Origin of the sequence: Sorangium sp. So ce1335, assembly GCF_051521615.1 — a bacterium.
In the GTDB taxonomy this organism is placed as follows: domain Bacteria; phylum Myxococcota_A; class Polyangia; order Polyangiales; family Polyangiaceae; genus Sorangium.
In genome coordinates, this window is the sequence record NZ_CP150363.1 from 3,689,387 (window position 1) to 3,709,842 (window position 20,456).

Annotated in this window: 18 protein-coding genes; 11 read left to right on the forward strand and 7 right to left on the reverse strand. The window is 73.3% G+C overall.

Features of this window, described 5'->3' with window-relative positions; translation table 11 throughout:
* Window positions 1–72: 72 nt before the first annotated feature.
* Window positions 73–786, reverse strand: a complete 714-nt coding sequence (locus WMF24_RS13770) for a hypothetical protein (protein ID WP_437736849.1) — start codon at window positions 784–786, stop codon at window positions 73–75.
* A gap of 534 nt (window positions 787–1,320) precedes the next feature.
* On the opposite strand from WMF24_RS13770, the gene WMF24_RS13775 reads away from it, so the two are divergent.
* From WMF24_RS13775 to WMF24_RS13805, 7 genes are all read left to right on the forward strand, one after another.
* Window positions 1,321–1,461 (forward strand): hypothetical protein, encoded by a 141-nt coding sequence (locus WMF24_RS13775; protein ID WP_437736850.1) that lies wholly within the window; start codon window positions 1,321–1,323, stop codon window positions 1,459–1,461.
* A 306-nt stretch (window positions 1,462–1,767) separates the two neighbouring features.
* Entirely contained in the window at window positions 1,768–2,325 is a 558-nt protein-coding gene (locus tag WMF24_RS13780) for a dihydrofolate reductase family protein (RefSeq protein WP_437736851.1), read from the forward strand.
* Window positions 2,326–2,712: 387 nt separating this feature from the next.
* Window positions 2,713–3,246, forward strand: coding sequence for an LEA type 2 family protein (locus tag WMF24_RS13785; protein WP_437736852.1), 534 nt, complete (start codon window positions 2,713–2,715; stop codon window positions 3,244–3,246).
* A gap of 771 nt (window positions 3,247–4,017) precedes the next feature.
* Entirely contained in the window at window positions 4,018–4,983 is a 966-nt protein-coding gene (locus WMF24_RS13790; protein WP_437736853.1) for a sigma-54 interaction domain-containing protein, read from the forward strand.
* 1 nt (window position 4,984) lies between these two features.
* A complete protein-coding gene (locus WMF24_RS13795) occupies window positions 4,985–6,136 on the forward strand; it encodes an HlyD family secretion protein (protein ID WP_437736854.1) in 1,152 nt (383 codons plus the stop codon).
* Entirely contained in the window at window positions 6,133–8,901 is a 2,769-nt protein-coding gene (locus WMF24_RS13800) for an ATP-binding cassette domain-containing protein (protein ID WP_437736855.1), read from the forward strand. The genes WMF24_RS13795 and WMF24_RS13800 overlap by 4 nt, the downstream gene beginning before the upstream one ends.
* A complete protein-coding gene (locus WMF24_RS13805; protein WP_437736856.1) occupies window positions 8,898–11,012 on the forward strand; it encodes an ATP-binding cassette domain-containing protein in 2,115 nt (704 codons plus the stop codon). Before WMF24_RS13800 ends, WMF24_RS13805 begins: the two co-directional genes overlap by 4 nt.
* Before the next feature lie 351 nt (window positions 11,013–11,363).
* On the opposite strand, the gene WMF24_RS13810 is transcribed toward WMF24_RS13805, so the two are convergent.
* On the reverse strand, window positions 11,364–11,519 hold the full coding sequence (locus WMF24_RS13810; RefSeq protein WP_437736857.1) for a hypothetical protein: 156 nt from the start codon (window positions 11,517–11,519) through the stop codon (window positions 11,364–11,366).
* Between the two features lie 290 nt (window positions 11,520–11,809).
* On the opposite strand from WMF24_RS13810, the gene WMF24_RS13815 reads away from it, so the two are divergent.
* From WMF24_RS13815 to WMF24_RS13825, 3 genes are read left to right on the forward strand one after another with little or no spacing between them, the layout of a single operon-like run.
* Complete coding sequence (locus tag WMF24_RS13815) at window positions 11,810–12,454, forward strand: hypothetical protein (protein ID WP_437736858.1); 645 nt, start codon at window positions 11,810–11,812, stop codon at window positions 12,452–12,454.
* Entirely contained in the window at window positions 12,451–13,476 is a 1,026-nt protein-coding gene (locus WMF24_RS13820; protein WP_437736859.1) for a hypothetical protein, read from the forward strand. The genes WMF24_RS13815 and WMF24_RS13820 overlap by 4 nt, the downstream gene beginning before the upstream one ends.
* Window positions 13,477–13,479: 3 nt before the next feature.
* Complete coding sequence (locus WMF24_RS13825; RefSeq protein WP_437736860.1) at window positions 13,480–14,163, forward strand: glycine-rich domain-containing protein; 684 nt, start codon at window positions 13,480–13,482, stop codon at window positions 14,161–14,163.
* Window positions 14,164–14,180: 17 nt separating this feature from the next.
* On the opposite strand, the gene WMF24_RS13830 is transcribed toward WMF24_RS13825, so the two are convergent.
* On the reverse strand, window positions 14,181–15,593 hold the full coding sequence (locus WMF24_RS13830) for an RICIN domain-containing protein (RefSeq protein WP_437736861.1): 1,413 nt from the start codon (window positions 15,591–15,593) through the stop codon (window positions 14,181–14,183).
* 397 nt (window positions 15,594–15,990) lie between these two features.
* Between WMF24_RS13830 and WMF24_RS13835 the strand changes: the two genes are divergently transcribed.
* Window positions 15,991–17,085 (forward strand): NADH:flavin oxidoreductase, encoded by a 1,095-nt coding sequence (locus WMF24_RS13835; protein WP_437736862.1) that lies wholly within the window; start codon window positions 15,991–15,993, stop codon window positions 17,083–17,085.
* A gap of 126 nt (window positions 17,086–17,211) precedes the next feature.
* On the opposite strand, the gene WMF24_RS13840 is transcribed toward WMF24_RS13835, so the two are convergent.
* From WMF24_RS13840 to WMF24_RS13855, 4 genes are all read right to left on the reverse strand, one after another.
* On the reverse strand, window positions 17,212–17,568 hold the full coding sequence (locus WMF24_RS13840) for a hypothetical protein (protein WP_437736863.1): 357 nt from the start codon (window positions 17,566–17,568) through the stop codon (window positions 17,212–17,214).
* Window positions 17,569–18,276: 708 nt separating this feature from the next.
* Window positions 18,277–18,600: a hypothetical protein gene (locus WMF24_RS13845; RefSeq protein ID WP_437736864.1), complete on the reverse strand. Its 324-nt coding sequence runs from the start codon at window positions 18,598–18,600 to the stop codon at window positions 18,277–18,279.
* Between the two features lie 281 nt (window positions 18,601–18,881).
* Window positions 18,882–19,526: a uracil-DNA glycosylase family protein gene (locus tag WMF24_RS13850; RefSeq protein ID WP_437736865.1), complete on the reverse strand. Its 645-nt coding sequence runs from the start codon at window positions 19,524–19,526 to the stop codon at window positions 18,882–18,884.
* A gap of 86 nt (window positions 19,527–19,612) precedes the next feature.
* Window positions 19,613–20,251, reverse strand: a complete 639-nt coding sequence (locus WMF24_RS13855; RefSeq protein ID WP_437736866.1) for a rhomboid family intramembrane serine protease — start codon at window positions 20,249–20,251, stop codon at window positions 19,613–19,615.
* Window positions 20,252–20,456: the final 205 nt, after the last annotated feature.

Consider the following 20,456-nt stretch of genomic DNA (forward strand, 5'->3'; position numbering starts at 1 on the left):
GCTCGCTCTCCGCTGGCGCTCTCCGCTGGCGCAATCCGCTGGCGCTGACGCGCTCTGGCCCGCCCGTGCTCGCTACTCGCCGAGGAGCGCCGCGGCGGCCTCCACGGGCACCTCGACGCGCAGCCAGTAGCCGCCCTTCGCGCGGCGCGCCTCCACGGTCGCCCCCCTGGCCCCGCGCTTCCGCAGCGCCGCCTGGGTCGCCCGTGCCGCCGCCAGCGCGCGCTTTTCCTCGGGGTCTTGTCGCTTCGGTCCCGCGGCGTTCGCGCGCGCCTTGCCGATCTCGGCGGTCAGCTCGCGGACGGAGATCTCGTCGAGGCTCTTTCCGGCGACGGTCGCTCCCTGATCGATGAGCCACGCCGGCGTATCGACCTCGGGGGTCGCCGCGGTGTACCGCGTGAGCGCATAGGCCTTCTCCGGCCCGAGCGTCAGGGCCTTGTCGCGCGGCAGCGCCGCCACGATGCCGATGAGCTTCTTGGCCTGGGTCAGCCCCATGATGGCGCGCGCCTTGAGCATGTCCCCGAACGAGGCGTGCCCCAGCGCGAGATACAGCTTCTTTCTCTGGAGCTCCCGCAGCGCCTCGCCGATCTCGTAGAAGTCCTCCGCGATCCGGGCCTTGCGGCGGTCGATGAGCTCGAGCAGCGCGTGCGCCCGCTTCTCGGCGGCGGCTCCGCCCCGCGCTGCCTCCGTCCGGGCCCGCGCGAGCGCGGCGCCGGCGGGCGTCGCCTCCGCGCTCGCCGGCGCTCGCTTCCCCGCAATGCCCGACGCTTTCCCCCTCTTCCCCGCCATCCGGTGCTCCCCTGTCCGCGCGTGTGATCCGCGAGGCTAACGCGCGGGCGCGGCGTGTGGAAGCGAAAGCGAGAGCAAGGCCGCAGGCGCCGTGGTCAGACGTCTGACCACGGACGGTCAGACGTCTGACCACGGACACCCGGGCGTCCTCCTGATGGGAGGCGGCGGCGCTGGCGGCGAAAAGGGCGGTCGCGGGGACAACGTCGAATTCCAAACGGATCTACCACGGTGATGGTAATCGCTGATCTCGGTGCCCGCCGCGCGATCGAAGCGTGCTGTTTTTTTTTCATCTCGCCCGCACTGCGCGCCTGCCTGCGCCGCCGTGCGAAACCGATTCGATCGGCTGGCAAAGGACGTCGCGCAGGAGGGGCTCACGACGACTGGCAAGGTCGTGACCGACGCGGAGGTCGCCGGGGAGGCGCAGCGCGCGGAGCTCGTCGAGCAGTTCATCGAGCAGGGACGCAAGCAGGGGATGGTGCAAGGGATGGCGCAGGCGATGATCGAATCGAGCTGTACGAGGCTCGGTTCGGCCCGATGCCGTCGACCCTGCGTTCCGCCGTGGAGGCCATGCGCGACCTGCCGACGCTCCGGGCGTGGCACCTCCTGGTCGGCACCGGGACACTCGAGGAGGTGCATGACGCCATCACCGCCGTCGTCGCCGGGCGCTCGTCCTGACCGCCGCCTGAACCGCCAGGTCGCCGTGCATGGGGCGCGGCATCCGGATACGTGGAACACGCCCGATAGCCCCCCATCTCGAGCCCGAGTTTGCCCACAAGCTCGCGGCACTCGACGCGCTCAACCAGCAGATCGGACAGCCCGCTGCGTCCGCGCCGGCGGATCCAACCGAGACGGGCCGGTCGCGCCCGCCAGGCGGCAAGCGCAAGCCGACTGGTCGTCGCGACATCGCTCCTGGCTCACATCCTCGGCGACAAGCTCTGCGACGGCCTGCCGTTCCATCCCCGGGGGTGTTAGGCTCGCCGCATGGGACTCTTGACCTTCAGCATCAACGTCACCCTGGACGGCTGCGTCGACCACCAGGAGGGAATCGCCGACGACGAGACTCACGCCTTCTTCACCCGCCTCATGGACGAGGGCGGGGCGATGCTGTGGGGCCGCGTCACCTACGAGATGATGGAGAGCTACTGGCCGGCGGTCGCCCGCGGCGACGAGGAGGCGCCGCCGGCGATGCGCGCCTGGGCGGTCAAGCTGGAGGCCAAGCCGAAGTACGTGGTGTCGTCGACGCGAAAGGACTTCCCGTGGACCAACAGCCACCACATCGCCGGCGACCTGCGCACGGGCGTGCAGAAGCTCAAGGACGCGACCCCGGCCGGCGTGCTCCTCGGTAGCGGCAAGCTCGCGACCGAGCTGGACCGACTGGATCTGATCGACGAGTACAAGTTCCTCGTCCACCCCAGGATCGCCGGTCACGGCCCGACCCTGTACCAGAGCGGGCTGCCCAGCACGCGACGGCTCGAGCTGGTCTCGGCGAAGCCGCTCCGCTGCGGCGCGGTCGCCATGCACTACCGGCGCGCGCGCTGACTCAGAGCAGCCCCATCGCGCCCAGCTCGCGGGCCAGCGCGTCGTCGGGAGCCTTCTCGCCGCGCGGCACGTTGTAGATCACCTGGCCGCCGAACAGGTATCCGTCGTACCAGGCCCGGAGCTCCTCGAGGCGCTCCGGCTGCGCGTCGGCGCCCGTGATCGCCGCGACCTCCGCCTCGGTGAAGCCGAACGACGCGGCGTGCTGCTCGGCGAGGATCGAGTGGACAATCAGGTTGTGCAGGCCTCCGGCCTCGCTGCGATCGAGAGTTTCCCCACCGGTCGACGGAGCGTCAACCGCCGCCGGCGCGAGCCGCCGTCGCGCTCGCGCCGCCCGCCGCCGCGGCGCTGCGAGGTGACGGGGCGGCCGGGCGCGGGTAAGCTCTCGCCGTGCCGAGCCCCCGGAAGACCACCGCCCTGCGCCGCCTGCCCGCGATCGCGCTCCTCGCGCTGACCGCGATCGCCGGCCCCGCCTGCGTCAGCAAGCCGACGATGCAGCTCGACCACGCCGAGATCACCGGGATCCGCATCGGCTTTCCGCCGAGCCTCGGCGTCCTCATGACCGTGGTCGTCAACGTCCACAACCCGAACTCGTACGACGTCGCGGTGCGCGCCGTCCGCGGCCAGGTCGTGCTCGCCGGCCGCTACACGATGCCTGTCGACTTCCGCGCCGACGGCGAGGGGGTGTGGCTCCCTTCCGACCGCACGACCCAGGTCCGCGTCCCCGTCAGCATCCCCGTCGATCTCGGCTTCCAGCTGCTGCGCGAGTCGTTCACCTCTCCCGTCATCCCGTACCGCTTCAGCGGCCGGGCGGACGTCACCGCGACGCGCACGTTCCGGCTCGAAGCCGACGACTACTCCGTCGACGACCACGGCGTCATCTTCCGCCACCAGATCGAGACCGCCCTCGGCGTGATGCGATGAGCCCGAACGGCGGCGAGCGCCGCCCGACCTGACCTCGACGCCCCGCGCCCTCGCTTGGTGATGGCTTCCGCCATCAGGTGGAGGCCCGCGCCTCCAGGTCCCGCGATGGGCGGCGGCGCGCGGCCACCGCGGGGACATCCCACGCGATCCACGCGCACCCCGGAGGCGGTGCGCGGCGCGACCCCACGGCCACGGAGCGCCGGCGCGAGCGCAGGGCGCCGCCGCGCCGGCGGCGAGGGCGCGCCATGGAGCGACATCACCCGGACCGGCGCGGGTTGTGCGGCGTTGCGACAGGTTGCGCAGGTCCTGCATGATCCGTCGCGCGGGCCCGCCCCGACAGGCCGGCGGGCTCCCCGGCGCGCAGCGCGATCGCCGGCGGGCTGAGGCGTTGGCCGCCGACTTGCTTCGGAGCGATCCGAGCGATCCTGCCCTCGGCCACGGTCGCGAGGCCCGAGCGCCGCGCGCGGCACGCGCAACGCGCCGGCCGCGCCGCCGCAAAGGCACGTCGCACCACCGGACGCATCGGGTGAAGCCCGGCACCGCCCGCCGGGCAAGCGCGGAGTCGCCCGGACGGCGCGCGACGGCGCACGCCTGCGCGCGATCCGCCGAGGCCGGGGGCTTCCGTCGAATCCATGCGGGGTCTGTCAGCGAATGAGAAGAGAGACCGAGCTCCGAGAGTCCCGTCCTTCCCTGGTGAGCCGTGGCCGTACGGCGCTGGCCGCGACGGAACATGACCTGAATCACACGCCTTCGTCGTGATGGAGAGCGTTCATGATGGATGACTGTCAACCCGGTTTTCTCGCGCTCGATCCGGAGATGCGGCGCCTGCGCGACGCCCTCGAGACCGTGGCCCCGACGCCGCTGCCGGTCCTGGTCCTCGGCGAGACGGGGACGGGAAAAGAGGTCGTCGCGGAGTGGATCGCCGGCATGTCGCGGCACACGCGCGACCGCTTCGTGAAGGTGAACTGCGCGAGCCTCTCGGAGACGCTCGTCGAGAGCGAGCTCTTCGGGCACGAGCGCGGCGCGTTCACCGGGGCGGTGGCGCCCCGCGAGGGGCTCTTCGAGGCCGCCCACGAGGGCACCCTGTTCCTCGACGAGGTCGGGGAGCTGTCCCCGCGCACGCAGGCGAAGCTCCTCCGCACGCTGGAGTACGGCGAGATCGTCCGCGTGGGGAGCACGCGCCCGCGGCGCGTGGACGTGCGCGTGATCGCGGCGACCCACCGCGACCTCGAGCAGATGGTGGCCGAGGGGGAGTTCCGACAGGACCTCTACTTCCGCCTCAACGCCGTCACGCTGCGGATCCCGCCGCTCCGGGCCCGCACGTGCGAGATCCTCCCGCTCGCGGAGCTGTTCGCCGCGCGCCTGTCGCGGAGGCTCGAGCGCCCGGCGCCGCGGCTCACGCCCGGGGCGACGTCCGCCCTCCTCGCGCACCCGTGGCCGGGCAACATCCGGGAGCTGCGCCACGTGATCGAGCGCGCGGTGGTCATGTCGAAGGGCGGGCCGATCGAGGCGGACCACCTGATGCTCGTCGCGCCGCGCGCGCCGGCGGACGCGGGGATCCGCGGCGACGTGCGCTCGTTCGAGCGGGACCGCATCCTCGCCGCGCTCGACAGGACCCGCCAGAACCAGACGCGCGCCGCGGAGCTGCTCGGCGTGTCGCGGCGCACCCTCACCAACAAGCTCAACGCGTACGGCATCGCGCGACCCCGCAAGAAGGTCGCGCTGGAGGAGTGCTGAGATGGCCTCGCCGTTCCTCCGCACCATGCGGTCGCTCGAGATCGAGCGCGGGACGAGGACCTGGATCCGCCTCGCGGTGATCCTCGCCGTGCTCGGCGCCTGGGCGGCCTGGATGCACGCGGCGCGCGTCTCCGTCTACGCCACGACCGGGAAGGCGCGCCTGGAGGTCAGCCGGATGGCCCACCGCGTGGCCGCCGCCGAGCCGGGGCGCGTCTCGGTCGTGCGGGTCGCGCTCGGGCGCCACGTCGAGCAGGGCGAGGTCCTCGTCGAGCTCGACGCCTCGGTCGAGGAGAAGCGGCTCGAGGAGGAGCGCACCCGCGTGGCCGTGCTCGCGCCGAAGCTCGAGGCGCTGCGGCGCCAGATCGCGGTCGAGGAGGAGGTGCGCGCGTGGCAGGAGAAGCTCTCCGAGGCGTCGATCGCCCGCGCCAGGATCGACCTGCGCCAGCGCGACCTCTCGGCCGCGACCGGCGAGGAGCTCCGCGCCATCTCCGAGAGGCTCCACAAGGAGCAGCTCGCGTCGACGGCCGATCACCTCCAGGCAAGGACTCGCGCCGCGGACGAGGTGCTCAAGGCCGAGGGGGCGCGCGCCGATCTGCACCGGCTGTCGGTCGCGCGGCGCCACGACGAGCGGCAGGCGGCGGCGCACCTCGCCGAGCTCGAGCGATCGCTCGGCGACCTCCTGGCCGAGCAGAAGGCGGCCGAGGCGGCGGTGCACACGGCGCTCGCGCAGATCGAGCGGCGGAAGATCCGCGCGCCGATCGCGGGCAAGCTGGGCAACATCGCCGCGCTCCAGGTGGGCGACGTCCTCGCGGCCGGCGACCTCGTGGCGACGGTCGTCCCGGGCGAGGACGTCCACGCGGTGGCGCTCTTCGCGCCGTCCGACGCCGTCGGGCGCATCGTCCCCGGCCAGGGGGCGCGCATGCGCCTCGACGGGTTCGCGTGGACGCAGTTCGGCATGCTCGAGGGGGAGGTCTCCCACGTGGCGAGCGAGCCGGTCGACGGCGCGATCCGCGTCGAGCTGCTCGTGCGGCCGGACAGCGCGGCGGCGATCCCGGTGCAGCACGGCATGCCGGGGACGACCGAGGTCGAGGTCGAGCGCGTGTCGCCGTGGACCCTGCTGCTGCGCGCCGTCGCGCCCGGAGGCCCGCGATGAAGCGCGCGCTCCTCGTGCCCGAGGTGCTCCAGACGTCGCTCATGGACTGCGGGCCCGCCGCGCTCAAGGCGGTGCTCCAGGGGTTCGGGATCGACGTTCACTACGAGTGGCTCCGCGACCGCTGCCAGACGGACGTCGACGGGACGTCGATCGACGCGCTCGCCGCGCTCGGGCAGGAGCTCGGGCTCGCGACCGCCGAGATGGTGGTCCCCCACGACAGCTTCCTCCTGCCCGAGGCCGACTGCCTGCCCGCGATCGTGGTCAAGCGCGGCACGGGCGGCGCGCTCCACTTCGTCGTCGTCTGGCGCAGGCTCGGGCCGCTCGTGCAGATCCTCGACCCGGGCAGCGGGCGGCGCTGGGTGCGCTGCGAGCGCTTCATGGAGGACATGCCGCACTTCCCCATCCCGATCTCGATCGACAGGTGGCGGCGGTGGGTGTCGTCCGAGGACTCGCTCGGGCCGCTCCGCGCGAAGCTGCGCGCCCTGGGGGTGCAGGGGGCGCAGGGGGAGGCGCTCCTCCGGCGGGCCGACGCCGACCCGGGGTGGCGGTCGTTCGCGGCGCTCGACGCGGCCGTGCGCATGGCGGCGCGCCTCGTCCGCGGCGGCGCGATCTCGCGCGGCGGCGAGGCGCAGCGCGTGCTCGAGGGCGCCTTCGGCCGCGCGCTCGCCGGGGAGCCGGGCGCCATCCCGAAGGGGTTCTTCTGGGCGACCGAGGGCAAGGCGCCGGGCAAGCTCCTCGTGCACGGCGCCGTCATCGTCCACTTCGCCGCGCGCGGCGAGGCCGGCGCGACCGCCGCCGGCGAGGCCGCGCGCGCGGTGGCGCCGGCAGGGCGCGCGGCGCCGCCGCCCCCGCCGGGCTACCGCGACAGCGCGACGCCCTCCGTCGCGCCGGCGGAGCAGGCGCCGCGCGCGCTCGCGACCCCGGTGCTGCCGGCCCCCGTCCGCCGCGAGCTCGAGCTGCCGACGCCGTCGCCCTCGCGCCTGTTCTTCTGGATGCTGCGCGCCGACGCGGGCCGCGCGCTCGCGCTCGTCGGCGTGGCGCTCGCGGCCAGCGCGGCGATCGCCGCCGTCGACGTGGTGGTCCTGCGCGGGCTGTTCGACGCGGTGAAGCACGTCACGGTCGAGTACCAGCGCGCGCTCGGGCTGCTCGCGCTCGTCGCCTTCGCCGCCGGGGGCGTGCTGCTCGAGCTGTTCGTCGCCCACGCCGTCTCGCGCCTCGGGCGCGCCCTCGAGGTGCGCTTCCGCGCGGCCTTCCTGGAGAAGCTGCCGCGGCTCGAAGATCGCTACCTGCGCAGCCGGCCCACGTCGGACATGACCGCGCGCGGCCACGCGATGCACCTCATGCGTGAGGCGCCGGCGCTCTTCTCGCGCATCGCCCGCGCGGCGCTGTCGTTCGCGGCGACGCTCCTCGGCGTGCTGTGGCTCTACCCGGGCGGGGCGTGGCTCTCGGTCGTCGCGGCGGCGGTCGCCCTCGCGGCGCCGTACCTCGCGCGGCGGCCGCTCGTCGAGAGCCTCATGCGCCTGCGCACGCACGCGGCGTCGCTCGAGCGGTTCTACCTGGACGCGCTGCTCGGCGTGGTGCCCATCCGCGTCCACGGCGCGGAGCGGGCGGTGCGGCGCGAGCACGAGGCGCTCCTCGTCGAGTGGGCGCGGACCGGCCGGCTCGTGCACGCGCAGTCCACCGCCATGCAGGCCGTCCAGGGGCTCGCGAGCACGGCGGTGGCCGTCGCGATCGTGGGCGGCTACGTCGCCTCGGGCGGCCCGCCCGCGGCGCTGCTGCTGCTCGTGTTCTGGTCGCTGCGCCTGCCCGTCGTGGCGCAGGAGCTCGTCGCCGCGCTCCTCGGCTGGAAGAACGTGCGCAACGCGTCGGTGCGCCTGTTCGCGCCGCTCGCGGCGCCGGAGGTGGACCTGCCCCGCGCGCCGGCGGCGTGCGACGACGGCGCGCCGGGCGGCGCGCGCGGGACGTCGATCGACCTCCTGGGCGTCAGCGTGCAGGCCGGGGGGCACACGCTGCTGTCCGAGGTCTCGCTGAGCCTCCCGGCCGGGGCGCACGTCGCCGTCGTGGGGAGCTCGGGCGCGGGGAAATCGTCGCTCCTGTCGCTGCTGCTCGGGTGGCTCCGGGCGTCGCGGGGGGAGGTCCTCGTCGACGGGCGGCCGTTCGACGACGCGGCGCTCGCGCGCCTCCGCCGCGGGACGGCGTGGGTCGACCCGGCCGTCCAGCTCTGGAACCGCACGCTCCTCGAGAACATCACCTTCGGCCACGCCGGCGACGCGCTCGCGCGCGTTCCGCTCGCCATGAGCCAGGCAGAGCTCACCGACGTGCTCCAGGGCCTGCCCGAGGGGCTCCAGGCGGCGATCGGGGAGGGCGGCGCGCGGCTGTCCGGGGGCCAGGGGCAGCGCGTGCGCCTCGCGCGGGCGCTGATGAAGGGCGACGCGCGCCTCGTGCTCCTCGACGAGCCGTTCCGCGGGCTGGAGCGCGAGCGGCGCCGGGCGCTCCTCGCCCGCGCCCGCGAGCACTGGAAGCGGGCGACGCTCGTCTTCGTCAGCCACGACGTGATGGACACGGTCGGCTTCGATCGCGTGCTCGTGATCGAGGGGGGCAAGGTCGTGGAGGACGGGGCGCCGCGCGAGCTCCTCGACGACCCGCGGAGCCGCTACCGCGCGCTCGCGGACGCGGACGCGCGCGCGCGGGATGACGTCTGGTCGAAGGGGCGCTTCCGGAGCGCGACCATGGAGAGCGGGCGGCTCGTAGAGGAGGCGGTATGACGACGGACGACGCCGAGCGCGCGGCGGCGCTGGCCGCGGTCGCGTGGGGGCCGTCGGCGCTCGGGCACGCGATGAGCGCGCTCGCGGCCGCGTGCGGGCTCGCGGGCGGCGCGGCGCCGTCGCCAGGCGCGCCGCCGGAGGGCGACCCCACCGCGTGGATCGAGGCGTACGCGGGCTGCATGGGGTTCGAGGCGGAGGCGGTCGAGAGCACCTTCGCCGATCTGCCGCGCACCATCGCGTCGCTCGGCCCCGCGATCGTGCGCGTCGAGCAGGGCTACCTCGCGGTGGTGTCCGCGGGCCGGCGGGGCCTCTCGGTGCTGACGCCGGCGCTGACGCCGGCGCGGATCCCGCTGGAGACCGTGCGCCGTGCGCTCTCCGCGCACCTGGAGGACCGCCCCGCGTCGCACGTGGACAAGTGGCTCGCGGCCGCGCGGGTCTCGCCGCGGCGCGCGGCGCGGGCGCGCGCCGAGCTCCTCGCGCAGCTCGTCGCGGACAACCCGATCGGCGGCATGTGGCTGCTCCGCCCCGACCCCGGGTCGAGCTTCCGGCGCCTCCTCGCGATGCGCGGCGTGCTGCGCCGGGGCGCGGCCTTCCTCGCCGCGGCCGCGGCGCAGATCGCGCTCGGGGTGCTCGCGTGGTGGCTGATCGGCGCGGGCGCGCTCGACGGGGCGGTGGAGCCGGGGTGGCTGCTCGCGTGGGTGCTCCTGTCGCTGTCGGCCATCTTCGTGCAGCTCTTCGCGTCCTGGGCGGGGGGGCTGCTCACGATCGACGTGGCCGCGCTCCTGAAGCAGCGGCTGCTCTGCGGCGCGCTCCGCATGGATCCGGGCGCGATCCGGACGCGCGGCTCGGGCGAGCTGCTCGCGATGGTCTCCGAGTCCGAGGCGGTCGAGACGGCGGGGCTCGGCGGCGCGCTCGGGGCGGTCGTTGGGCTCGTGCAGCTCGCGAGCGCCGCGGCGATCCTGTCCGCCGGCGCCGGCGGCGGCCTCCACGTCGCGCTGCTCGCCGGGTGGGCGCTCGCGGTCGGGCTGCTCGCCCGCCGCTTCGCGCGGCAGCGGGCGGCGTGGACGCGCGAGCGGTTCGCGATCACGAGCGGCTTCGTGGAGAACGTCGTCGGGCACCGGACGCGCGTCGCGCAGGAGGCCCCGCACCTGCACCACGTCGAGGAGGACGCGGTGCTCGAGCGTTACCACGCGGCCTCGCGCGCGATGGACCGGGTGGGCGATCTCCTCTCGTCGCTGCCGGCGCGCGGGTGGCTCGCGCTCGGGCTGCTCGGCCTCGTCCCCGCGGTCCTCGGCGGGGTGGGGGTCGGCCCGCTGGTGGTCGCGACGGGCGGCATCCTCCAGGCGCAGGCGGCGTTCGCGGCGCTGGCGACGAGCCTCGGCGCGCTCCTCTCGGCGGCCGTCTCATGGCGCTCGATCGCGCGGCTCTTCGCGGCGGCCGCCGATCGCGAGCCGCCCGGGATCCCGCAGGCCGTGCTCGGGCGCCCGGCGACGTCGGACGTGATCCTGGAGGCGCGGGGCGTCACGTTCCGCTACCCGGGGGAGCGCGGCGAGCCGGTGCTGCGCGACTGCGGGCTCGTCCTGTCGAAGGGCGACCGGCTGCTGCTCGAGGGGCGCTCGGGCGGCGGCAAGTCGACGCTGGCGGGCGTGCTCTCGGGGCTGCACGCGCCGGCGTCGGGGCTCGTGCTCCTCCGCGGGCTCGACCGGCGGACGCTGGGCGGCGCGGCGTGGCGCGGCCGCGTCGCGAGCGCGCCGCAGTTCCACGACAACCACGTGCTGTCGGGGACGCTGGCGTTCAACCTGCTCATGGGGCGCGCGTGGCCGGCGTCGCCCGAGGACCGGCGGGAGGCGGAGCTCGTGTGCCGCAAGCTGGGGCTCGGGCCGCTCTTGGATCGCATGCCGTCGGGGCTCGATCAGGTCGTGGGCGAGACGGGGTGGCAGCTCTCGCACGGGGAGCGGAGCCGGCTGTTCCTGGCGCGGGCGCTCCTCCAGCGGGCGGATGCCGTCATCCTGGACGAGAGCTTCGGGGCGCTGGATCCGCTCACGGCCCGCGAGTGCGTCGGGGCGGTGCTCGAGCGGGCGCCGGCGCTCGTCGTCATCGCGCATCCCTGAGCGGGGGAGTTGCCGAGCTGCCCGGCCCCTGGAGAGGGTGTTCGTCGCGCGGGGGGCTCTCGCGGCCAAAACGCGAGCAGTGCGGCGCTTTGGCCGAGCGTGCGGGACTCTGGGAACCGCCAAGGCGCCAAGGACGCCAAGAAATCTCAATCATCTGGGATTCTTGGTGTTCTTGGCGTTCTTGGCGTCTTGGCGGTTTGATCCTCTGCGGCGCTGTCTGTTGTAAGTACCGCGCCACCAGAACGCGAAAGGCCCGACGCTGCTCATGGCAGCGCGGGCCTCCGCGGTCGTGTCGTCAGGTTCGAGGGGCCGGGCGCCGCGGGCCGCGGTCCGTCGCCCCTCGCGGGCGTGTCAGCAGCAGCAGCCGGGCGGACAGGTGCAGACGATCTTGGTGCCGGCCTGGAGATCCGTGGGGACCTCCACCGTCAGACGCGCAGGGCGCTCCTCGACCGTCTCCTGCTTCTGCTCGATCTCGCCCTCGCCCTCGATCTTGATCTGCTCGTTCATGGTGATTGCTCCGTGGATCGGTTGGTTATTTCCAGTTGCGCACTCGACGTCGCGCGATGAGGGGTATTGCAGCCGTCGTGCCACCGCGGTTTCTGCGCCGATCCAGCCCCCGTGGGGCGACTCCTCTGCGCTGCGGCGGCCTCCGTTGGGCAACTCCTTTCCCGAGTGGGGAAGCGACTCGGGAATCGGCCTTCCCTCCCGGGCGACTCCGATGCTCGCGCCGGGTCCCCGGGCGGAGCTCTCCCGGGCGGCACGAAGTTCGCAATCGGTCGTTCCCGATGGATACGTCGATGATCCCCGAGCTGCTCTCCTTCCGCGCGCCGTGGCTCGAAGACAAGCTCGTCAAGGACCGCATGGCCTCTTCCCGCGAGGAGGCGGCGCGGCTCTTCGACGAGGTGAAGAAATACATCTTCGTTTGCCGGGCGGACCGGACCCGACAGGTCCCCATGTTCTCCAGGAGGATCGACGAGGTCTGGCACCAGTTCGTCCTCTTCACCGAGGAGTACGCGGCCTTCGGCCACCGCTTCTTCGGCGAGTTCGTCCACCACACCGCCAACACGGCCCCTCGCGGCGAGCTCGGAGCGCGCCCGGAGCTGTCCTTCGCCGAGTACCGCGCCGAGTACGAGGCGCTCTTCGGGCCCATCTCGGACGCGTGGCGGGACGAGCTCGCCGTGACGCCAGACACGCGCCTCATCCGCGTCAAGTTCGGCCGCCCCATCTTCGTGCGCGTCGAGCAGGGGAGGGCAGAGCTCGTGTGGTCGCTGGAGCCGCCGCGCACCCTCGTGCGCATCGACGCGTGGGCGAAGGACGCGCTCCAGTTCATCGTCGACTGCGATCACTTCTACGTCCGCGAGCTCCCCGGCCTCGGGGACAGCGATCGCGTGGCGCTCTGCCGTCCGCTCGTGAAGGGCGACGTGCTCCGGATCGCGCCGTGAGGCTCGCCGAGCTCACCGCCCTCTTCGGGCAGCTCGGCTTCCCGCGCGCCGAGGACCGCGAGCGGCCGCCGCGCGATCTCGTCCGCGCGGTCGAGGGCGCGGTCCGGGCCGGGCTCTCGGACGACGAGCTCCCGCTCGAGCTCCTCGCCCTGGAGATCGCGCGGCGCGACGGCGCGCCGGACCTCGCGCCGTGCCACGTCGTCCCCGAGCTCGGCGTCCGCATCGCGTTCGCCTACTGGCGCCCCGGGCGCGCTGCCGGCGCGCACGAGCACTCGGACTGGACGGTCACCGCGGTGTTCCACAACGCGCTCGACGTCGCGACCTTCGACTGGGACGCGACGGCGCGCGCGCGGCGGCTCGTGCCAAGGCGCCTGTTCTCCGCGGAGGCCGGGCGGGTCGGCCACATCCACGGACCGTGCATCCACGACCCGCGGAACCCGACCCGGCGGTGGTCCATCTCGCTGCACCTGTTCGGGCCTCACGACGGCCCCGTGATCGAGGAGCAAGTCGGCCCCATCGAGGGGCTGAGCCCCCCGGCGCCGCGGGCCTCCGCGGAGGCCGAGGCAGAAGACGCCCTGTCGGCGGCGCTCCTCGCGCACGAGCGGGAGTGCGTGCGCCGGGCGCAGATCGACGCCCTCGCGCGGCGGGGCCCGCCGGCCGCCGCGCTCCTCGCGCGCCTCCACGCCCGCGGCGACGCCGGCACGCGGCGGCGCGCCGCCCGCGCGCTCGGCCGGACCGAGGACCTCGGCGCGCACACGGCCCTCGCGCGCCGGTGGCCCGGCGTGGACCTCGACGTCGCGTCGAGCGCGGGCCGCGCCGAGCTCCTCGCGCGCTGCGGCGAGCGCGCCCAGCCCCTGCTCCGCGTCGAGGCGTGGGCCGCGCCAGCGCTCCGCGCCCTCGCGTCCGCCGTCGAGCTCCGCCCCCGCGACATCCCCGGTCTCGCCGAGGCGGAGCAGCTCGCGCTCGCCCGCGCGCTCGTCGACTGGGGGACCTTTCAGCCCCTCGAAGCCCAGGAGAACTGACCCATGCAACCCACGCAGACGGAATCGTCCACGCCGAGCACGTCGAGCGCGCCGGGCGCGCGCAGGCGGCCCGATCTCTTCGCCTACCGGGCGCCCTTCGTGATCGACAAGCTGCTCATGAACAAGACCGTGGCCACCGAGCGCGAGGCCGAGGCGCTGTTCCGCGAGCTCGCGCGCTACCTGTGGCTCGTCGAGTCCGACCGCACCCGCGCCTATCCGATGTTCTCGCTGCGCGTCGACGAGGCCTGGCACCAGTTCGTCCTCTTCACGATCGAGTACGCCGACTTCTGCGAGCGCTTCTTCGGCCGCTTCCTGCACCACGCGCCCGGCAACGCGCCGGCCGCGCACCCGGTCCGCGAGGCGACGTGGGACGAGTTCGCGGCCGCGTACAGCGCCCTTTACGGCGAGCCGCCGCCCGAGGTGTGGGACGACGCGGCGTCCGTGTGCGGCCCGCGGCGCGTGATCCGGGACCGCGAGGTGTCGGTCCGGCTGAACGACGGCAAGGCGGAGCTCGTCGACGGCGAGACGGTGCTCGTCCGCGTCGACGCCTGGGGCGAGCCCGCGCTGCGCTTCATCGAAGCGCACGGCATCTTCTACGTGCGCGAGCTCCCCGGGCTCGACCTGGACGACCGGATCGCCCTCTGCCGGGCGCTCATCGCGTCGCGGACGCTCCGCGTCGCGCCGTAGCCTCGGTCAGGCGCGGCTCACGGGCAGAACGTGACCTCGAAGCTCGTCTCCGACGAGCAGGCGTGGAGTCCGGCGGCGTCGTCGTAAGCATAGCTGTACGCCGTGGGGCACATCCGGTGCATCCGCATCACGTAGTCCGTGTGCTCCACGCTCCGCGGGTCCGCGGTGTTCCGGCACGCCTCCGACGTCATGCACCCGTTGGCCGCCGTGCACTGGCCCGTGGCCGGATCGATCGGCGTCGGGCAGCAGAGGTGCAGCCCCGGATCGGCGCTCTCCGGCTGGCCCAGGCCCCACGGCGCCGGGTAATTCCACTTCTTGCAGGGCGCCATGCAGGCGACGACGACGCCGTTCCTGTCGCGCACCCGGAGGTCCTGGTGCGCGTACGCGGGGAACTGGCCGTTGCCGAGATCCTCGTCGCCGGGGCACTGGTCCAGCGACAGCCCGGAGCAATCCGAGGTGATACAGCTCCCCTGCTCGGCGCCCTGGCCCTTCGGCACCACCTTGAACGGCAAGGTGTATCCGTCCACCTGGCTGAGGTTGTACCAGGTCTGGGCCGAGCTCCCCCTGGCCGCGAAGGTCGCCTCGAACTTCGACTCGAAGGGCGGCTGGCAGCCGCCGGCCGGGCAGGGCGCCACGCTGTCGCCCGTCGTGCAGTTGCGGCCGCTCTCGTCACAGCCGGTCTTCGGCCAGAAGCGCGTCGCGCTGATGCCGGCCTCGGGCACATCGTACGTGTACGCGGCGCCCCGGGTGAGCTTGACGTTCTGCGGGCCCGCGACGTTGCTCGAGTGGGCAATCCAGATCGGCGCCGTGCAGTTGTTGATGATCTTGAGCGTGCGCCCGCCTCCGGGCGAGGTCCCGCCGCTCACCTTGTCGAGGACCCATCGCTGGTTGCTGGTGCCCTGGTAGGGATACTGGAGGATGTCCGTCCCGTCCGCGGCGCGGCCCCACGCGAGGTCGACGACCTGATCGCTGTGGCGCGCGTGGATGCTGAACTCGTTGCCCCCGCGGCTCACGAACTTCCACTGCTGGTTGGCGCCGCCGCTGTAACCCCACTGTTGAATGATCGCGTTCGGCGCGGTGCTCACGTCGCGCACGTCGAGCGCCTTGTCGCTGTTGACGTTGACGATCTTCCAGTAGCCGTCCCCGGCCGGGGAGATGCGGAATTTCTGCGCGTTGGTGCCGTTGCAGGTCCACTGCTGCATGCGCGTCCCGTCGGCCTTGCTGGACGAGGGCACGTCGAGGCACTTGCTCGTGGCGACCGATCGGATGACGTACTCCCCCTCGGTGATGCTGGAGACGACGACAGCATCCGCGTCATCGACGCTGTCCTCGGTCGGCGCCATCTCGCCCTCCGCGACAAGACACCCCCCCACCAGCAGGGTCCACCCGAGCGCCAGCGACAGACCACCCACCGCGTTCTTGCGAGCCATGATCGCCTCCTCGTCGTTGCGGTGCGCCCTGCGTCCCGGCGCACCCGCTCGCCGAGGGGCAATTGCAGGGGGCGTTCCACACGGGCAGCGCGGCGCGCACGCCCGGGTCGCAGAGGCTTCCGCGATGTTTCGCGGAGATCCAGGGGGCCCCGGGGCGATCGGCGGGATCGCCCCTCCCCGGCGGGAGGCGATCGGCGGGATCACCCCTCCCGCGCGAGGGGCGATCCCGTGGAGCGCTCCCTGCGTCGCCGGGCTGTCCCCGCCTGCCTCACGGGCGCGCGGTCGCCGCGGATCGAGCCGCCGGCACCTGCAGCGCGTCGATCGGCGTGCCAAGGTGCTGCCGGTCGCGGCGCGATCCCGCGGGCGATCGGCACGGGACCGGAGAAGGGACAGAGAGATGACGGATCAGGATCCGGAGACGAACGAGGGCGTCAGCGCGCTGTTCAGGCCATTCCAGCTCAAGGGGCTGACGCTGAAGAACCGGTTTGTCATGGCGCCCATGACGCGCCAGCGCTCGCCGGGGAACGTGCCCGGCGAGCCGAACGTCGCCTACTACGCGCGGCGCGCTGCCGGCGGCGTCGGGCTGATCCTGTCGGAAGGGACGGTCGTCGAGCGCCCCGGCAAGCTTCATCTCCGCGACGTCCCGCACTTCTACGGCGAACGGGCGCTGGCCGGCTGGAAGCAGGTCATCGACGCCGTGCACGAGGGAGGGGGAAAGATGGCCCCTCAGCTCTGGCACGTCGGCCTCGCGCACCGGAATCCGAACGGCAACGAGCAGCCCGCAGCGCTGGAGGGCCCGGCGAACATGTCCCGCGACGACGTGCAGGCCACCGTGCGCGCGTTCGGCCAGGCGGCGGCCGACGCGAAGCGCCTCGGCTTCGATGCGGTCGAGCTCCACGGCGCTCACGGCTACCTCATCGATCAGTTCTTCTACGAGGTGACGAACCAGCGAACGGACGAGTACGGAGGAAAGACCATCGGCGCGCGGAATCGCTTCGCCGTGGAGGTCCTCCAGTCGGTGCGAGACGCCGTCGGGCCGGAGATGGTGGTGATCCTCCGCCTCTCGCAGTGGAAGATCGGCGCCTACGATCACAAGAACGCGAGGACGCCGCAGGAGATGGAGGAGTGGCTCTTGCCCCTGGCAGAGGCGGGCGCCGACATGTTCCACATGTCGCAGCGACATTACTGGGAGCCCGAGTTTGCCGGCTCGGATCTCAACGCCGCCGGGTGGGCGAAGAAGATCACCGGCAAGCCGACGATCACCGTGGGCTCCGTCGGCCTGTCCGGCGATTTCATGGCGGCCTTCGCCGGCGAGGGCTCGGCGCCGCGGGGGCTCGGTGAGCTCGTGGGCCGCTTCGAGCGCGGGGACTTCGATCTCGTCGCCGTCGGGCGATCGCTCCTCAACGACCCTGCCTGGGTGGAGAAGATCAAGACCGGCCGCACCTCGGAGCTGCAGCCCTTCACGAAGGAGAGCCTCGGTCAGTACTTCTGAGCACCGCAACCGAGGCGCGTCGAACACGAGCCCTTTGTCGAACACGAGCTCGGCCGAGACGCGCGCTTCGGAGCACGACAGGACGACCGCGGCCGGCCACTGGGCTGCGACAAGCGCGTTGCCCGATCAGGCGCTGCCGCTCACCCTCGCTGTACGCGTACTGCCGTCGAGCGACGGCTCGATCGTGTACAGCGCTCCTTGATACGAGATGTTCCCGTCCTCGCCCAGCTTCCCGCCGCGCAGCACGTTGGCGGCGCTCTCGTACAGCAGGATGGGCTTGATCCCCGCGGGCAGCGCGCTGGTGAGCGTCCAGGTGCCCTCCGCGCTCCCCGCGGCGATCATGAGGTGGTGAAGCGCGCCGGACGCATCGACGAGCACGCCGAGCGCCGAGCCGCTCCGGTCGCGCGACGTCGCGCGGAAGCTGAGGCGGGCAGCGGTGCCGAGGAGCAGGTCGGAGATGACAGGCTTCTGGACTACAGGCATGGACGTTGTCAGCATATCGATTTGTCTCTTCACGACGGGTTCACGATTCCGTAGCAGGGCGAGCCCAGCGAAAGAGGCCGTCCGCCCGCACCCCGAACACAGCGAGCGCCGATCCCGAGATCGGCCTCGACCTCCGCGACCACCCACGCCTCATCCTGCTCCGAAAGCGGAGACGCCTCATCGGAGCGGAGCGTTGCCTTGATCGTCCGGCGACGACCGTGCTTGCCGCTCGTGGCCGACGGGGCCAGGCGGTAGCTCCCACAGTTTCGCTGTTGAAGCCGAAAGGTAGCAGAAGAACGGCGAGGGCACACCACAGAAGTCCGTGTGGCGTGCCGATTTTGCGGATGCCTGCGGACGCGAGGCTTTCCCTCGTCCTCACGCTTCTCACGAAGAAGAGGAAAAGCTCGCTCCACGGCTTCGACACGTGAACCTCCGATGGGAGGCGTACCGATGCAGGGAGGATGTCTGGAAGGAGACCGCGATCGTGGCGTGGGCGATGAGGAGAATCACGAGATTCATGCTCGGCCAGTCGGGCCGGTCAGACCGCAGAGCTCCATCGCCAGGCATCGCGCTGAATCGAATCCGGGGAACCGCGGTGGCCGTGACGCGGTGCTACCGCGCGCCAACGCCCAGGTGGGCGGCCATCGAGCGCCGCTCGGGGCCGTCGCCGAACCGGAGACCGCTGGCGCCGTCGCCGCGGCGCCGCGGTCACCGCGCGACGGCGCTCTCGCGGCGGCTGCCGAGGCGCGCGAGCGCCCTCGGCTTGCCCTGCGCGCCGGCGGCGCCCGCAGCGGCCTCGGGCGAGCTCGAGTCGGTGTCCGACCCCTTCTCCTCCTGATCGGCCTTGTCGGCGTCGGCGTCGGCGTCGGCCTCCGTCGTGTCGTGAGACGGCAGCACCGCCTTCGCTGTCGACACGAGCAGCACGCTCGCCAGCGTGACGACGCTCGCCGAGCCGAGGACGAACACGGCGATATGCAGCAGCGTGCGCTGGAGGAGGCTGCCTTCGTTCAACTTCCGGAGAGTCTTCATCATGGTGCTACCTGCCTCGTTGTCCAGCGACCGCTCGCCGCGCGCGTCCGGCGATGTCCGGCGCCGCGAGCGTCCTCGTGACCTCTCCGGTCAATGCGAGCGTCATGCCAGCAGCAAGCCGCTGGTCTGATCGCAGGGACCGCAGAGGATCCCGGTGCCGCTCTGCCAAAGTGGACACGCCCTCGACCTGCAGAATGGCTCATCTTGCCAGAATGACAATCCGTTCTGCGGCGGGGTTCCCAGCTCCGGTGCGCGCAGCGACGGCGGTGTGTGGAGCGCGGGGCTCAGGCGCCGCGGGCGTGCGCGGGCGAGGCGCCGGCGAACGTGCGCACGGCCTCCGGGTGCTCCGCGATCAGGCGGAGCGCGCGGCCGAGCAGCGAGATCCCCGGCTCGGTCTTGTGCCAGCTCGACGCGCCGCTCGGGTGCGGCAGGCAGATCACGTCGGCGTCGACGCCGTGGTAGCGCGCGCGGCGCACCTCGCCGATCACGCCGGCGAGCGGCCCCCTGTGGCCGAGCACCTGCTCCACCGCGAGGCCGCCCACGGGCAGGATCAGCCGCGGCTCCAGGATCTCGACCTCCCGCGCGAGGTGCGTCCGGCAGCGCAGGATCTCCTCGGGATCCGGCTTCCGATCGCCGCCGCCCTTTGCCTTCCCCGGGAAGCAGCGCGCGACGGCCGACATGTAGACGCGCCGCCGGAGCTCCTCCTCGCCGACGCCGAGCGCCCCCTCGAACCAGCGGAACAGCGTGCGGCCCGCCGTCCACGCGAACGGCCGGCCGAAGCTGCCCTCGCGCGCGCCGGGCGCCTGGCCGATGAGCAGGATGCGGCTCGGAACGGCCGGACCGTGGACGGCAGGGCCGATCATCTTCGGGCAGGCGCGGCACGCCTCGAGGTCGCGATGCACCGCGGCGAGCCGCTCCTCCTGGGTCATGACAGAAAGGCGAACCGCGGGGACCGCGGTCGAGCGAGCGCGAACGCGCGTGGGATGCGCGCCCGCGCGCGGCGGCGCAGGCGCGCTCATCCGCGCGGCCGGCGCTGCGCGAGCGGGCGCCCCGCCGCGGCGGCCGCGGCCCGCGCGCGCAGGCGGCCCGCGAGCAGGCGCGCCGCGAGGACGCCGCCGAGGAAGCCGAACAGGTGGCCCTCCCAGGAGATTCCCATCCGCGTGGGGAGCACGCCCCAGATCATCCCGCCGTAGAAGAGGCCGACGACCACGGAGAGCGCGATGGAGACGGCGCTCCGCTCGAACCACCCGCGGAGGAGCAGGAAGCCGAAATAGCCGAAGATGACGCCGCTCGCGCCCACGTGAACGGACGAGGGCGAGCCGATGAGCCAGACGCCGAGCCCGCCCACGAGGGCCGAGAGGAGCGTCACGAGGACGAGGTCGCTCGTCCTGCGGAGCATGATCAGCCAGCCGAGCGCGAGGAACGGGACCGTGTTCGCCGCGAGGTGGGCGAAGCCGCCGTGGAGCAGCGGCGCGAGCGCGATGCCGACGAGGCCCGGCGCCGTGCGAGGACGGATCCCGAGCGCGTCGAGCGAACCGCGGAAGAGCAGGAAGTCGAGGATCTCGATGGCCCAGAGGAGCGCGACGAAGCCTCCGAGCAGCGTCGCGTGGAGCTTCAGCTCACGGGTGATCGACCTGGTTTCTGTGGTGCTCATCTTGATCCCTCGCGGGCCCCGTGACGCGCGACGCGCGCAAAGAGGGTGCCCACGCCCTTACCCTAGCTCGTGGAACGAGCACGCGCGCGTGCTCTTCCCACGAATCCCGCGCGCGGAGCGCGAGCGCGCCGGGCCCGCCGCGCCGCGCGCGCGGCCGTGCAAAGCCCGGTCGACCGCCGCGCCCGCCGAGCTCGACAGCGGCTCG

Bases quoted from the DNA above. Each gene is read 5' to 3' on its own strand.
- WMF24_RS13770 (WP_437736849.1), bottom strand. From the start codon at position 786: ATGGCGGGGAAGAGGGGGAAAGCGTCGGGCATTGCGGGGAAGCGAGCG.
- WMF24_RS13775 (WP_437736850.1), top strand. From the start codon at position 1,321: ATGCCGTCGACCCTGCGTTCCGCCGTGGAGGCCATGCGCGACCTGCCG.
- WMF24_RS13780 (WP_437736851.1), top strand. From the start codon at position 1,768: ATGGGACTCTTGACCTTCAGCATCAACGTCACCCTGGACGGCTGCGTC.
- WMF24_RS13790 (WP_437736853.1), top strand. From the start codon at position 4,018: ATGATGGATGACTGTCAACCCGGTTTTCTCGCGCTCGATCCGGAGATG.
- WMF24_RS13795 (WP_437736854.1), top strand. From the start codon at position 4,985: ATGGCCTCGCCGTTCCTCCGCACCATGCGGTCGCTCGAGATCGAGCGC.
- WMF24_RS13800 (WP_437736855.1), top strand. From the start codon at position 6,133: ATGAAGCGCGCGCTCCTCGTGCCCGAGGTGCTCCAGACGTCGCTCATG.
- WMF24_RS13805 (WP_437736856.1), top strand. From the start codon at position 8,898: ATGACGACGGACGACGCCGAGCGCGCGGCGGCGCTGGCCGCGGTCGCG.
- WMF24_RS13810 (WP_437736857.1), bottom strand. From the start codon at position 11,519: ATGAACGAGCAGATCAAGATCGAGGGCGAGGGCGAGATCGAGCAGAAG.
- WMF24_RS13815 (WP_437736858.1), top strand. From the start codon at position 11,810: ATGATCCCCGAGCTGCTCTCCTTCCGCGCGCCGTGGCTCGAAGACAAG.
- WMF24_RS13825 (WP_437736860.1), top strand. From the start codon at position 13,480: ATGCAACCCACGCAGACGGAATCGTCCACGCCGAGCACGTCGAGCGCG.
- WMF24_RS13830 (WP_437736861.1), bottom strand. From the start codon at position 15,593: ATGGCTCGCAAGAACGCGGTGGGTGGTCTGTCGCTGGCGCTCGGGTGG.
- WMF24_RS13835 (WP_437736862.1), top strand. From the start codon at position 15,991: ATGACGGATCAGGATCCGGAGACGAACGAGGGCGTCAGCGCGCTGTTC.
- WMF24_RS13840 (WP_437736863.1), bottom strand. From the start codon at position 17,568: ATGCCTGTAGTCCAGAAGCCTGTCATCTCCGACCTGCTCCTCGGCACC.
- WMF24_RS13845 (WP_437736864.1), bottom strand. From the start codon at position 18,600: ATGATGAAGACTCTCCGGAAGTTGAACGAAGGCAGCCTCCTCCAGCGC.
- WMF24_RS13850 (WP_437736865.1), bottom strand. From the start codon at position 19,526: ATGACCCAGGAGGAGCGGCTCGCCGCGGTGCATCGCGACCTCGAGGCG.
- WMF24_RS13855 (WP_437736866.1), bottom strand. From the start codon at position 20,251: ATGAGCACCACAGAAACCAGGTCGATCACCCGTGAGCTGAAGCTCCAC.